Consider the following 14,537-nt stretch of genomic DNA (forward strand, 5'->3'; position numbering starts at 1 on the left):
ATATGATCGTAAATTTCCGCATGCTTGCACAGATCCTCAATGGATGCAGTAATCTGCTATTAACCCAAGCCCCCGAATCTGGTAGAATATACATAGTAATTTTCGATGGAGGAATTGATGACAATTGATCTCGCGCGTCCATTGGCGGGACAGATAAGTGTTTGGATGCAAAATCAGGTCCGGGAAGCCGGGACAAAGGGGCTTGTTTTTGGAATGAGCGGCGGAATAGATTCGTCCGTCGTTGCTGTGCTCTCCAAGATGGCCTGTGGGGATAATGTCTTGGGTATGATAATGCCCTGCCACTCAAACCCTGCATCAGCCGAAGACGCGAAACTGGTCGCGCGCAAGTTCGGCATCAAGGCCCACTTTGCCGATCTTACCGCCACATATGACGTGCTTGTTCCCAGGATTCCCCATATCGAGGGCTTCGAGCTTACCAACGTCAGACCCCGCCTTAGGATGACCGCGCTCTATTGCGCGGCTCAGGCTTTAGGTTATCTCGTGGCAGGCACCAGCAACAGGACTGAGATCGAGATCGGCTACTATACCAAATGGGGCGACGGCGGCAGCGATCTTTTGCCTTTGGGTAATTTCTATAAACATCAGGTATATCAGATTGCCAATGAGTTGGATATGCCGCAGGAAATAATCGACAAGGCTCCTACGGCTGACCTTTGGGAGGGTCAGACCGATGAAAACGAGATCGGTATGACCTATGAAGATCTTGACTCAATACTGGCGGCGTTGAATAAGGGCGAGCTTTCAGGCTTTGATCCTGACTCGGTCGAGCGCGTGCGCAAGCTCATTGCGGATTCAGAGCACAAACGTGTTTCAATTCCCAGGTTTGTGCCGATTTAGGGAACCTCAGACGCGCATAGCTAGTCCCATAATAGAGATATGCAATCAGTCAACTGCTGCTTGCAATAAGACAATTAGTATGATCGTTTATCGTTTGTGTAGGCGAGTGCATTGTAACCAATATCAACGATCTACGCTCCACGATCATACGATTTATTGACTTGCCCGCTATGAATGTAGTACCATTTCAGCGTTAAGCATCACTTTGGAGTGTGCAGATGTCTCGTAGCTACAATAAGTTGTTTTCGTGTGTCTTCTCGACGATCATTCTGATGGCGCTGGTTGTGCCCAGTCATGCCATGACGATATATTGGCCTAAGCAGGATCAGATAGTTCGAGAAAATGTAAAGATATCTATCCCAGGCTCATCCGTCCCTAAAGACACTTTCATCTCGATATTAGTCGGTGAGAAGGGCAAGGAAAATTTTGTCCTGGCCGTCAATTCGGAGAACGTGCGCTCAAAGAATGGGACTATTAACATTTTTTGGGACAGCAAGTCTCCATACCGCACTGTGTCCAACCCCAAAGAAGATCACAACTTCAAGGACGGTAAGTACAATATAAAAATCGATATCCACAGACAAGGTGGAAACTCATCAGATATTATTGATACAGGCAGCGTACCTGTGGTGTTGAAGAATATGATTGCAAGACCTAATCCCGCGCCGGGTGTCAGGCTTGTGAACAGACTGAGCTTTGGCCAGTTAAATACATATAAAATAACATCGGCTGTGCAGGTCTTTGAGGTCGTTTCAGGTATTGCTCTACCGATTGTAGGCGAACTGGGTATGTCGGGAGAGTTTAAGGTTGCTCAGAGTGTCGAAGATGTGCGCAGCACAGGCGAATATCTGCTCAGATACAGGATTGATGGCTCTCCTGTCGTTACACAGTTCGGGCAGAAGACGAAACTCTATGAAAATGACCCTATCAAACCGCAGCTCTACAGAGTGATGGACAAATACGGCCATGTGACTGACCGCAATATGTTCAGCAAGCAGTCGCAGTTTATTATTACAGATATCTTACCTGTTTTGCCAAAACATGCCGTCAAAGAAGGAGACTCCTGGCCCGATAAGATGAGTCTGAAGCTCGATGGCATAACTGATGTTATCGATCTGAAGGGCAATTGTTCTATGGACTCGTTCGAATGGCAGAGCGGCCGCGAGTGTGTAAAACTGGTTTCGAAGATGTCCGGCAAATCGACGATTTCTCTGGCGGACGGAAAGATACGCAGTTCGGATGATAATGTAAACGCAGACGTTGTGACCTATTATGACTACAAAAATGAAAAGATGATCAGGCGAGACGTGATCCTTGAGTTTCGTGTGACCGTCGAGCCGGGTACAGGAGATGTAAGTGGGCAGCCGGCAGCAACTCCCCAATCATCTTCATCTCGAAGCCGGTACTATTCAGCTTCTCCTATAGCTGGCGATAACTATAGCCAACCCGGCATGTCACCGTCGTCCGGCAGCACACAAAATGCAGGTTTCAAGAAGGGCAAAGTGCAGATTACAGCCAGTATAGTGCCGGCGAGCTAGCGCCCATTGTGAATGCAGCCGCTTTCCTGGATTCGATAAAAAACTCCAAGGACTACCGCGGTCAGATCGCTCACATCGAGCGAATCCCGGCAAGAGCTGCCGCCTGGCGGCCTGTTGATCCGCCGATTACCGGTCAGACAGCGGACGCGCTTGATCGCCTTGGTATCACTCGGCTGTATATTCATCAGGAAGATGCGATAGAGGCTGTGCGCGCCGGGCAGAACATAGTAGTCGTGACGGCCACGGCCAGCGGCAAGACTCTGTGCTACAATGTGCCGGTGATGGAGGCGCTTGAAAGCAGCCCCAAGTCTCGCGCGCTATATATATATCCCACCAAAGCGCTCGCGCAGGACCAGCTCGGCAAGATCAGGCAGTTCGGCCTTGACTTCATCAAGCCCGCGACATATGACGGCGACACGCCACGTCAGGAGCGGCCGTTCATCAAAAGCACGGCTAATATTATCCTTACCAACCCGGATATGCTCCACATTGGCATATTGCCTTATCACTCCACCTGGTCTGAACTATTTCGCAACCTTAAGTTCGTAGTGATAGATGAGGTCCACACATATCGAGGCGTATTCGGGGCGCATGTGGCCAACGTGATCCGGCGTCTAAGACGAATCGCAAATTACTATGGCTCGGACCCTCAGTTTATATGTGCGTCAGCTACCGTGAGCGACCCCGGCAGGCTTGTGCATGATCTTACAGGCATTGACGCCCGTGTGATCGACGATGACGGCTCGCCCTCAGGTCCCAAGTCATTCGTGTTTTGGAACCCGCCGTTTATTGCCGGTAAGGACGAACGTCGCAGTTCCAATTCAGAGGCCGTAAAGCTCTTTGTAAAGATGGTCGAGTCGGGGGTCCGCACAATTGTATTTACCAAGGCAAGAAAGACAGCCGAACTGATATACCGATACGCCCGAACAGAGCTAAAGGACGAAAAATCGCCCATGGCAGATAAGATCATGGCTTACCGAGCGGGCTACAAGCCGGCCGAACGCCGTGAGATCGAACGTAGGCTCTTTACGGGTGATCTGATGGGCGTGACATCAACTACGGCGCTTGAGGTCGGTGTGGATATCGGCGGGCTGGATGCAGTCGTGATGACGGGCTATCCGGGCACGGTGGCGAGCACATGGCAGCAGGCTGGACGGTCGGGCAGGGGACTTGCCGAGTCGATGGCAGTCCTGATCGCTCTGGACAACCCCATAGACCAGTATATGATGCGTAACCCCGGCTACTTCTTCACCTCCGCGAATGAGCGTGCGATAGTCGATTCACAAAACCCGTATATCCTGGCCGATCACCTGCTGTGCGCGGCATATGAGATACCTCTCAATAACGATGAAGTGACCTCTCTATTCGGTGAACGCGCTTGGGAACTGCTGGGTATTCTGGCAGACCTTGGCCAGATAGAGTATCGACGCAGATGGTATTGGGCAGGCTCGAACTACCCTGCAGCCGAGGTCAATATACGCTCCACAGGCGGGAGCAACTACAACATTGTATCAGTCGAAAATGGCGGTACTCTGCTGGGAACAGTGGACGGATCGAGCGCATTTGACACGATTCACCCAGGCGCTGTCTATCTGCATGCGGGCGATAGCTATGTGGTTACCAATCTCGATATTGACGAGAAGGTCGCCTATGTTGAAAAGAGCGAGGTAAACTTCTATACCACTCCCGCGGATCAGACAAAGATTCTGGTTGAACGGGAGCAGGAATCACGTAATCTGCTTTCGCCGGATGATGATCAACCTGCCGACTCATCGGAACGGGCATCCAGCCCCCAACACCCAACACCTATCACCCAAGTATGTTTTGGTGATGTGATAGTGTCCAATCAGGTAACTCACTACTGGCGCAAACGGCTTTTCAGCGATGAGATTATCGAGAAGCGCCCACTTGACCTTCCGGAAACACAGCTTCATACCGAAGCGGTCTGGTTTGCTCTGACAGAAGATGTCGCGAACAAGATCATAGGCAGAGGCTTCGATCTTGCAGGGACAATTCATGCAATAGAGCACGCGGCAATCGGGCTTCTGCCGCTGTTTGCGCTTTGCGACCGTCAGGATATAGGCGGCGTTTCGCATCCTAATCATCCTGACACGGATGGCGCGCCCGTGATCTTTATATATGACGGTCATGCGGGTGGGGTGGGTCTTGCTCGAACAGCTTACGAGCGGATCGAAGAGCTGCTTTCAGCCACACTTACGACAATCCGTGACTGCCCGTGCGATGACGGCTGTCCGTCGTGCATTCAATCTCCAAAATGCGGCAACAATAATGAGCCTCTAGATAAGGCTGGTGCTGTTTTTGCGTTGAGTGAGATTTGTTAGGTGGCGCTATGCCATTATGTCGCATAGCAAGACAAGAACCGATGAAAGTCCACGTAAGTACATATCCCCTTTCATTGTGCTGGTTTATAAATAAAGAAGCCGGTGCTTCAGGTCGATCTAAATTTTGTACAAGAAATAAATAATCACTTGCGCGCATATCCCGGCACAAATCAATAAGTTCCATTGTGAATGACCATCCCTCATGTTAAGCTTAAAGCATTGCTGAGATTTGGAGTTAGAACGGACCGTGGATTACAGGCGCGAACTCTCAAAGGTGCATGAGTATTACAAGCGTAAACCCATTCCCTCCTGCCTCTTCCAAATGCTGGTGGATGAGCTTGAATTACCATCGCTGAATGTGTCATATCTGGACTTGCCTCTCAAGAACCCGTTGATAGTTGCGCCGGGTCAGATGACGCTGCGCACATCTCAGGTCGAATCGATCCACGAAGCTGGATTTGCAGGCTGCGTGCTGAAATCGGTTGTTGGCGAAAGCCGGAACGGCTGCTGCTCTATGATCAACCAGCGAAAGCATGCGTCATATATAAGGACTTTCCACAAAGGTGATGATCCGGAAGGCAAGAGGCCTATTATCCACTGGGATGGGCGGTGCGACACGCGCACTCTGTCAGAATACATGGACTTTGCGAGGAAAGCTCACCTCTATAATAATCCGGATGACTTTATAGTGATAGCATCCATTCTCTGCCACCTTCCGTTTCCTCATGAGGACTTTCTTGAAGAGGAATGGGTTCATACCACAAAAGTGCACTACGAAGCGGGGTTCAAGCATATCGAGATAGATTTCTGCCCGTTTCTTGCAAGCGATGATTATACCGAAAACCAGGAGAACGTGTTGAGATGGTATCGTACCTGCCCCGGCATTATGAAATCGGTGGCAAGTGACGTCAAGGTCTTTCCAAAGATGCTCAATCTTGATTGGGGCCTGGAATTTCAGCTAAAAATGGCTGAGGCAGCGTTCGACGGAGGCTCGGATGGGGTTGTTGTGGCCAATCGACACTACAACAGGCAGTATGCCTCGGGGCACGGCGGCGAAGAGCTGCGGCTGAGGAACCTGGAGCAGGTAAGGCATATCAAAGAACGCTTCCCCACACTCTCGATCTCGGCGACAGGCGGAGTTTATTCGGGCAGGGATATTTATAATTATCTAAAAGCCGGCGCGCAGAATGTCCAGTTTCTCAGCTATCTGATGGGGAAAGTGAACACACCCTTCGCCAGGACCGAGGGCAGCAGGTTCGATATGGTGTTTCACAAACTGATATTGGACCCTGATGATGGTTTGCTTGCTTGCCTGCTAGAAGAAAAGAATGGAGTTACATTATGAGTAAAGTCGCTTGTGTTACCGGCGGCGCTTCAGGAATTGGATTCGCCATCGCACAGGAATTGGCAGGCGACGGCTATAAAGTCGTGATTGCTGATGTCAAGCCTGAAGCCGACGTTATTAGTAAGCTTACGGGTGACGGTCATAATTATATCTCGGCTGATCTGAGCAAGCCTGCTGACCGAGAAGCAATACTTGCCGAGATTCGCAGTCGCTATGGCCGCCTGGATGCCTTGGTCAACAACGCGGGAGTTGCCCCGCTTCAAAGACGGGACATTCTGGACACAAGCGAAGAAAGCTTCGACCGCGTTATGTCCATCAATCTGAAAGGCCCTTTCTTTCTGACCCAGTTGGCCGCGCGCTATATGATCGAGCTTGCCGACAAAGAGATTGTTTCCAAGCCCAAAATCGTTAACATGTCATCTAATTCCGCTTACACATCGTCTACATCACGTCCGGAATACTGCCTGTCCAAGGCTGGGGTCAGCATGATGACAAAGCTATACGCTGATCGTCTTGCCGAATACGGCATCAATGTCTACGAGATCAGGCCCGGAATTATTAGAACTCCTATGACTGAAACTGTGCAGGGTAAGTATGACAAGCTTATAAATGAGGATGGTCTGCTCCCTATCAGGAGATGGGGCGAGCCGAAAGATATCGCCCTGGCGGTGAAGGCAATACTCGGCGGCGCATTCGATTATTCGACCGGAGAGGTTTTCAATATAGATGGAGGCTTCCACCTCCAAAGACTGTAGATATTTATGGAAAAATCGACTATTACTCTCGAACCTGGAATTGATATAGACGTTTACCGGTGCCATACTCTGGTGGTTGGCAGCGGCGCGGCGGGCCTGACGTGCGCTCTGCGGCTGCACGATCTCGGCATTGAAGACGTTGCGATCCTGACCACGGATGCTCACGGCGGGACCTCATACAGTTCCGGGTCGGACAAGCAAACATATTATAAGCTGAGCGTATTCGGAGACACTGCGGACAGCCCCATCGAGATGGCTCACAGTCTCTTTGACGGCGGCGCGATGCATGGCGACCAAGCCTATATCGAGAGCCTTTATTCCCTGCCTGCTTTTTACCATCTGGTTGGAAATGGCGTCCCGTTTCCTTATAACAGCTACGGGGCATTTGTGGGCTATAAAACGGACCACGATCCTCGCCAGCGCGCAACCAGCGCTGGACCAAAGACTTCCAGGTATATGGTGGAAACTTCAACACGCCGCATAAAGCAAAAGGGGATTCCCATAATCGAAGGAATCACCGTGGTCAGGCTGGTCAAGGATAATGAGCGAGTGGTGGGGATTGTCGGGTTAAAGAATGATCAACTACACGGCAAAAACTTGGGCATCATTCTTTTCCATGCTGAGTGCATTGTGCTGGCCACCGGCGGACCAGGAGAACTCTATGCCGATTCGGTGTATCCCGCAGGACAGGTGAGCTGTCACGGCCCTGCTTTAGAAGCCGGAGCAAGCGCGGTGAACTTGGGCGAGTCCCAGTTCGGCATAGCATCTACCGAATTCCGTTGGAACCTCTCAGGCACGTATCAGCAGGTGCTTCCGGCATACTTCAGCCGGAGCGCCAGGGGAGACCAGCGTAATTTTCTTGCCCTGCACTACTCCAATCTGCCCAAAATGGGGTCGGGCATATTCCTGAAGGGCTATCAATGGCCGTTTAGCGCATCGCGTGCAAGCGGCTACGGTTCCTCCCTGGTCGATATGGCAGTTTTTCAGGAGAAAGAAGCGGGGAGGGCTGTGTATCTGGATTTCATGCATAACCCTGAGCGTGATGGACAGCCAATAGACATGGAGGCTCTGATCCCTGAGGCAAAAGATTACCTAAGGCTATCGGGCGCTGTGCAGGAGACGCCTTACGACAGGCTCGCATGGATGAACCCCGAGAGCATAGAAATTTATACAGAGAACGGCATCGATTTGCACGATCCGCTGGAAATCGCTGTGTGCTTCCAGCACAACAACGGCGGTCTGCGAGTCAACGATGTCTATCAGACTGACGTAATGAACTTGTTTGCGATAGGAGAAGTTGCGGGGGTCCACGGCGTGTCTAGACCGGGTGGGGCAGCGCTCAACTCCAGCCAGGTCGGTGCTATGCGTGTTGCCCAGTATATCGCGGCGACCAAGCGAGACAGTCGCAGCGGCATCCACGATTCCGTGCTTCAGGAAGCGGCGATATCTGTGCTCAAAGAGAGCCGCGCGATGCTTGAATCTTCTCAAAGTCATGAAGCGGTGCGATCTTTTGTCCAGAAACGAATGAGCGATGCTGCGGGCATGCTGCGCGCTCCAAGTCATGTGAGCGCTGCGCTATCCGATGCTCTTTCGTTGGTTGCGGATTGCGAAAAGACACTGCCCGGAGCTTCCGACAGATCGCAACTGCCGCGAGCTTGGGAGACCAGAGGCCTGGCTCTCACGCATGCCGCGTTTCTGGCAAATATCGATGCGTATATCCGAAAAGGCGGGGGCAGCAGAGGTTCATATCTGGTTGTGGATGAGGATGAAGCTTCGGATTCCGGGATTGTCGATTCGGCCAAAGGTGTGCTTATGCGCTACAAAAAAGAGCGAATAGAAGACCGGTCAGAGCGTGTGGTTGTCTCAGGCTCCAGTCTGCAGACTTCGGTGGAGCAGGTCAGGCCGATTCCCGAGGACAAGAGCTGGTTCGAAAGCACTTGGGCCATATGGCGAGACGGCAAGACTTTCTGCGACCGAGAGGGTAAGTGAGATGATCCGAACGGGGCTGGTATCCGTAACATTTCGAGGCATGAGTCCCAGGCAGATCGTGGAGATCACGGCGAAAGCCGGGCTGGATGCCGTAGAGTGGGGCGGCGACATTCATGTGCCACATGGCAATCTGAGTGCTGCTCGTGAAGCCGGACAATTGACGACGGATGCCGGTCTTGCGGTCGCAGCATACGGGTCTTACTATCGAGTTGGACAGGATGAATCCGGTTTCGAGAAAGTGCTTGAGGCGGCTATTGAGCTTGGAGCGCCGACTGTGCGCGTGTGGGCCGGAAGCAAGGGATCGAACGAAGCGGACGAGGCTTACCGCAAAAACATTGTTGAAGATTCACGCAGGATCGGCGATTTGGCGGATGCAGCGGGTCTGACGATCTCATACGAGTTTCACGGCGGCACACTAACCGACACCAATCAAAGCGCCATAGAGTTGCTCAAGGAAGTGTCGCATAAATCCGTAAAAGCCTACTGGCAGCCAGCTATTGCCATGGACCCTGAATATCGGCTTGCCGGGCTGGAGGCCATACTTCCGTGGCTTAGCAATGTGCATGTTTTTCATTGGGGTGATGTCCCGACAGATCGAAGACTACTTTCCGAAGGAGCCGTCGAATGGAAACGCTATCTCGAATGTGTCTCTTCGACGGAGAGGGATCACTTTGCGCTGATCGAGTTTGTTCAAGATGATGATCCAGATAAGTTTATTCAGGACGCCGAAACGCTAAAAAGGCTGGTAGCATAACATATGCAGAGAATTGCAATTGTCGGAACCACAAACTATGGCTGGCTGAGTATGCAGCTTCTTTTCAAACTGCCGGAGCAATATGTCATTATTGCCGCGATGGAACTGCCCGGCAAGGAAACGGAGGGGACGGCGGCCTGTCGTGAGCGTGGAATCCCGATCTACAACGACCTGGACCGGATGCTGACCGATCTTCAGGGTAAGTGCGATGTCATATATCTGCCAATTCCCATACCACTGCATGCGAAGCTCGCGACCAAGTGTCTAAAGGCGGGATACAACGTATACCTCGAAAAACCGCCCGTGCCGACGGTTCAGGATTACGATGAACTGATTAAGGCAAGGGATGAGTCCGGCAAGCGCCTTGCGGTCTGCTTCCAGGCCATACACTCCGACACTATCCAGCGTCTGAAGCAATACATCAGCCAGGGCAAGTTTGGAAAAGTAAAGCGCATTCGCTCGATGGCGTGCTGGCCGAGACCAGACGCATATTACGCTCGAACCAACTGGGCTGGGCGAATAAAGACAGATGCGGGTTGGGTCCTCGACGGCCCCCTCAATAACGCTCTCGCGCACTGTGCTGCCATTGAGCTGTATCTTGCATCGAGCACCCCGGACCGCATGGCGTATCCCACAACGATACAATCAGAGCTTTATCATGCACGCGATATCGAGAGTGAAGACACCAACAGCATACGCGTGATTACTGACGAAGAAGTCGAGATTATCTTCAATGCAACGCACTGCAGCGCGGAGCTTACTCCGGTCAGTATTCTATTGGAAGCGGAAAATGCCAGCGTCGAGTATTTTGATTTCGAAAAAGCGACTATCACCTGGGCGGACGGCAGAACAGAAGAATTATCCGATTCCGATGACATCCGGCTGGTGCTATATCGCCGACTTGCGCAGTCTCTTGAGCAGGGGACGCCGTTTTACGGTGAGCTGGAGGTCTGCAGGCCGTTTACTGTAATGGTCAATGGAGCGTTTGAGTCCCCCGGGCAGATAACTCAAATCCCGTCCGAATACACAAGGCGCGAGGAAAAATACGACTCCATGGTGACCATCGTAGATGGAATGGATGATCTGCTCATTAAAGCCCACGCTGAGGGCAAACTGCTCTCCGAAGTCGGCGCGCCGTGGGCCAAGAAATCAAAGATAGTTAACATGACGGGATACAATCAATTCCCAAGCCGGGGATTTGGCGAGGAATCTACCATGAAGTTTTCTGCATAATCACTGGGGTATACAACCCAGGCTTCGGCCCCTTCGGAACCGAAGCAACTCTATGTATAACTGAGCGGTGGCTGTTCCGGGCTTCTTGGCTCTCCACTCTCATCTGTTTTCGAGGAGGAAAGCATGTTTGGGCTTAGTATAATCGACATTGCGGTCATAATTGGGTACTTTGCCGTCACGCTGGGTATCGGTTTCTGGACAATGCGCCGCATCAAGAACCAGGAAGACTACTTCCTTGGCGGACGCTCGTTTGGAAAGATAATCCAGACTTTTGCCGCTTTTGGGCAGGCGACTTCCGTAGATTCCGCGGTCGGAATGACAACCACGACATTCACTAATGGCGCTGCGGCCGTATGGAGTTCTGTCTGCACGGTATTTACAGTCCCAATATACTGGATGACCTGTCCCTGGTATCGACGGCTGCGATTGCTGAGTATGGGAGACTTCTTCCGCGAGCGCTACGGCTCCAAATATATGGCCATCGTCTATGCCCTGGTCGCCTCGGTCGGTATGATGTGCATCATCTCGATTGGTTTCAATGCCATGGGCAAGACCACGGTCGCGATGACACCCAAGACCGTCAGCCAAATGACGAGTGCGGAGCGCCATGAGTATCATATGGCAAAGGAACTCAACAAGCTGGAGGCAGCCGATTTCGATACTCTGAGCGATACGCAGAAATCCAGACTTAAGGAACTGCAAATACTCAAACCGCAGGATGTGCATTCTCACATCAGTGAGAGTGCCATTATATATATCGTATGCTTTATTGTCCTGGTATATAGCGTCGTTGGTGGCTTGCATGCGGCATTTCTTACTGACCTGATGCAGGGAGTATTTATAATTATTCTATCCGTGATCCTGCTGCCGTTCGGGTGGACGAAGCTCAATGCCACTTATGGCGGCGCCGGTGTATTGAATGCGTTTCAACTCCTGCACCATCGTATTCCGGAATCATTTTTTGAAATCTTTGGGTCGCCATCGACCATGGATTTTACCTGGTATTATGTCCTTGCTCTTACCATAATGACCACTATCAACGTTGCCGCACAGCCTAACCAGCTAGTGGCAATCGGATCGGCAAAAGACGAGTATACTGCTCGGCTCGGGTTCACATCCGGCATATATCTCAAACGACTGTTGACGATTTTCTGGGGGCTCTTTGGACTCTTCGCCGTCTTGCTTTACACCGGAACGGTGAGAAACCCGGATATGGTGTGGGGATATGCAACCCTCGATCTGCTTGGACCTATGAAAATGGGGCTTGTAGGACTAATGATCGCGTGTCTAATGGCAGCCCTAATGTCTACGGCAAGCTGTCTGATGATTACGGCGTCGGGTTTGCTGACTCACAATGTATATCGAGAGCTTCTGCCGAATTTGCCTGAGCGTCATTACGTGATCGTCGGACGTGTAATTGGCGGGGTCGTGGTCATCGGCGGAGCTATAATAGCCACTCAGTTCGCGACGATATTTGCGCAGATGAAGTTTCTTATGGAGTTCTATTCGATATTCGCCGCCAGCTTCTGGCTCGGCATGCTGTGGCGTCCGGCGACTCGGGCGGGCGCATGGGCATCGATCTGTATCGCGCTTGTTTGTTTCTTCGTGTTGCCCCTGGCAGTTCCCGCTGTTTGTCCCAGCCTGCACACGAATCACTATCTGGCAAAGATGACTCATGCAAGAGTCGTCTCTCGTGGATACATGGCGCATCCGATGGATATCGAAGAGCGCAATACGCTGATCGCCAAATGGGACACACTCAATAAGATTGGCAAGGCGAAGGGCGAGAGACCGAAACCTATTCACGTTGGAGAGCATTTCACAAAGAAGTATGAGCTGCCCGCGAAGGAGATTTTCTGGACCCAGGGACTGAAACCAAACGCTGCAGGTGTTCTTGAAGGTCATGGAATGCTGAACCTCGACCTGCTGCTTCTTCAAAAACTTGGATTCGATCTCTCTAAGAATCCCTATGCAGTCAATGAGACCCTGCGTGTTGTTTTTCGCACCCTGATACCGATTTTCGCTATCTTTATCGTCAGCATGTTTACGAGGCACGATAATAAAGAGGCTATCAATCGCTTCTATGCCAAGATGAAAACACCGGCGCTGCCGGACCGTGAAGCGGACGAGCGGGAACTGGCTCTTTCATATGCCGAACCGCATCGCTTCGACCACACCAAGCTCTTTCCAAAGTCCAACTGGGAGTTTCATAAGTGGGACAAGGTGGACGCAGGGGGGTTCCTACTGGCGCTTGTTGTAGGGGCCGCGATAGTCGGAGTGTTCTTCCTGTTGATGTCTATAGGAGTAAGGTAGTTTTGGAGGTTACGAAATGATATCTATAATAAAACGGCATATACCGGCATTAATGGCCTGCTGTCTTTTGGGGCTAATCTTCGCGGGATCGGCTGCCGGTAAGGAGTCAAACGTGCTCGATAAGATTGATGTGGCGCCCGTGTGGGCAGGTCACAACGTTGGCTTTGCATTGCTTACTTACGGCGAAGATCAGTTCGTAGCCTTCTACGACAAAGACAGGCAGATGACTCTCGCGCAGCGCAAACTGAGTGAGCACAAATGGAAGTTTGCCAAGCTGCCAGAGAAAGTAGGCTGGGACAGTCACAACTACATAACAATGACCATCGATCATGACGGCTATTTGCACGTCAGTGGAAATATGCACGTCCTGCCTCTCGTTTATTTCCGTTCTCGAAAGCCGCTTGATATAACGACCATGGAACGGGTCAAGCATATGACAGGCTCCCAGGAAGACCGGACCACATATCCGACTTTCTTTCAGGGGCCAGATGATGAGCTGATCTTTACTTACCGCGATGGCGAGAGCGGTTCGGGTAATCAGATTTACAACGTCTATGATTTGAAAACGCAAACTTGGCATCGATTGCTCAATACGCCTCTTATTGACGGCGAGGGCAAGAGCAACGCTTACATCGATGGCCCCGTCGTTGGGCCGGATGGGTGGTATCACATGTGCTGGGTCTGGCGTGACACCTTTAATTGTGAGACAAATCACGACCCGTCTTATGCAAAAAGCCCGGATATGGTCCACTGGTATACAGCCGCCGGAAAGCCGCTGGATCTGCCCATTACCTATAAAACGGCTGAAATCGTCGATCCGATCCCCATGCGTGATGGGCTGATCAATATGAATATAAAGATGGGCTTCGATTCACAAAAGAGACCGATCATTACATATCACAAGTTCGATAAGGACGGTAACACGCAGGCATACAATGCCCGCTTTGAAGACGGCATGTGGAAGATATACCAGATTACCAACTGGAAATACCGATGGTGGTTCGAAGGCGGCGGCTCAATAACTGCCGATATCAAGATATCGGAGGCAAAGCCCGGCGGACCGGGCCGGTTGTTGCAGACCTATAATCACAAGAAATATGGCAGCAGGAAATTGGTGCTGGATGAGGCCACTATGGAAATAGTCTCAAACACCAAAATACCTACTGTGATCGAGCAAAAACCGGAAGGCACGTTTCCCGGGTTGGCTGTCAGGACCCGCGACGACATTGGAAAGAGCCCGGAGGCCGGTATAAGATATATGCTTGACTGGGAGACGCTGGGCACAAACCGCGACCAACCGCGCGAAGGCGAGCTTCCGCCGCCGAGCATGCTGCGTGTCTATAAACTCAAGATGTAAGTGGCAGGTCATGATTGATAATCGGTAAAAATAGCGTTATAAGACAATATTTG

General features: G+C 51.4%; 10 protein-coding genes. All 10 read left to right on the top strand.

From position 1 onward, the window contains the following. The first annotated feature begins 117 nt into the window (after positions 1 to 117). The 10 genes from nadE to ABFD83_13275 all read left to right on the top strand — a co-directional run bounded on the left by nadE (position 118) and on the right by ABFD83_13275 (position 14,484). The gene (nadE, locus tag ABFD83_13230; protein ID MEN6358034.1) at positions 118 to 858 is read left to right on the top strand and encodes an NAD(+) synthase; all 741 of its coding nucleotides are present in this window, start codon (positions 118 to 120) and stop codon (positions 856 to 858) included. A gap of 218 nt (positions 859 to 1,076) precedes the next feature. Continuing rightward, positions 1,077 to 2,396, top strand: coding sequence for a hypothetical protein (locus ABFD83_13235; protein MEN6358035.1), 1,320 nt, complete (start codon positions 1,077 to 1,079; stop codon positions 2,394 to 2,396). An 8-nt stretch (positions 2,397 to 2,404) separates the two neighbouring features. Next, entirely contained in the window at positions 2,405 to 4,738 is a 2,334-nt protein-coding gene (locus tag ABFD83_13240) for a DEAD/DEAH box helicase (protein ID MEN6358036.1), read from the top strand. Between the two features lie 247 nt (positions 4,739 to 4,985). Beyond that, on the top strand, positions 4,986 to 6,083 hold the full coding sequence (locus tag ABFD83_13245) for a hypothetical protein (protein ID MEN6358037.1): 1,098 nt from the start codon (positions 4,986 to 4,988) through the stop codon (positions 6,081 to 6,083). After that, positions 6,080 to 6,838 carry a 3-ketoacyl-ACP reductase gene (locus ABFD83_13250; GenBank protein ID MEN6358038.1) on the top strand — a complete coding sequence of 253 codons (759 nt, stop codon included), beginning with the start codon at positions 6,080 to 6,082 and terminating at the stop codon, positions 6,836 to 6,838. The genes ABFD83_13245 and ABFD83_13250 overlap by 4 nt, the downstream gene beginning before the upstream one ends. Before the next feature lie 6 nt (positions 6,839 to 6,844). Next, positions 6,845 to 8,827 carry an FAD-binding protein gene (locus ABFD83_13255; GenBank protein ID MEN6358039.1) on the top strand — a complete coding sequence of 661 codons (1,983 nt, stop codon included), beginning with the start codon at positions 6,845 to 6,847 and terminating at the stop codon, positions 8,825 to 8,827. 1 nt (position 8,828) lies between these two features. Next, on the top strand, positions 8,829 to 9,581 hold the full coding sequence (locus ABFD83_13260) for a TIM barrel protein (GenBank protein ID MEN6358040.1): 753 nt from the start codon (positions 8,829 to 8,831) through the stop codon (positions 9,579 to 9,581). A 3-nt stretch (positions 9,582 to 9,584) separates the two neighbouring features. Beyond that, complete coding sequence (locus tag ABFD83_13265; protein MEN6358041.1) at positions 9,585 to 10,814, top strand: Gfo/Idh/MocA family oxidoreductase; 1,230 nt, start codon at positions 9,585 to 9,587, stop codon at positions 10,812 to 10,814. A 123-nt stretch (positions 10,815 to 10,937) separates the two neighbouring features. After that, positions 10,938 to 13,127, top strand: a complete 2,190-nt coding sequence (locus ABFD83_13270) for a sodium:solute symporter family protein (GenBank protein ID MEN6358042.1) — start codon at positions 10,938 to 10,940, stop codon at positions 13,125 to 13,127. 16 nt (positions 13,128 to 13,143) lie between these two features. Beyond that, positions 13,144 to 14,484, top strand: a complete 1,341-nt coding sequence (locus tag ABFD83_13275) for a BNR repeat-containing protein (GenBank protein ID MEN6358043.1) — start codon at positions 13,144 to 13,146, stop codon at positions 14,482 to 14,484. Positions 14,485 to 14,537 lie beyond the last annotated feature (53 nt).

It is taken from the genome of Armatimonadota bacterium, from assembly GCA_039679645.1.
In the GTDB taxonomy this organism is placed as follows: Bacteria; Armatimonadota; UBA5829; order UBA5829; family UBA5829; genus UBA5829.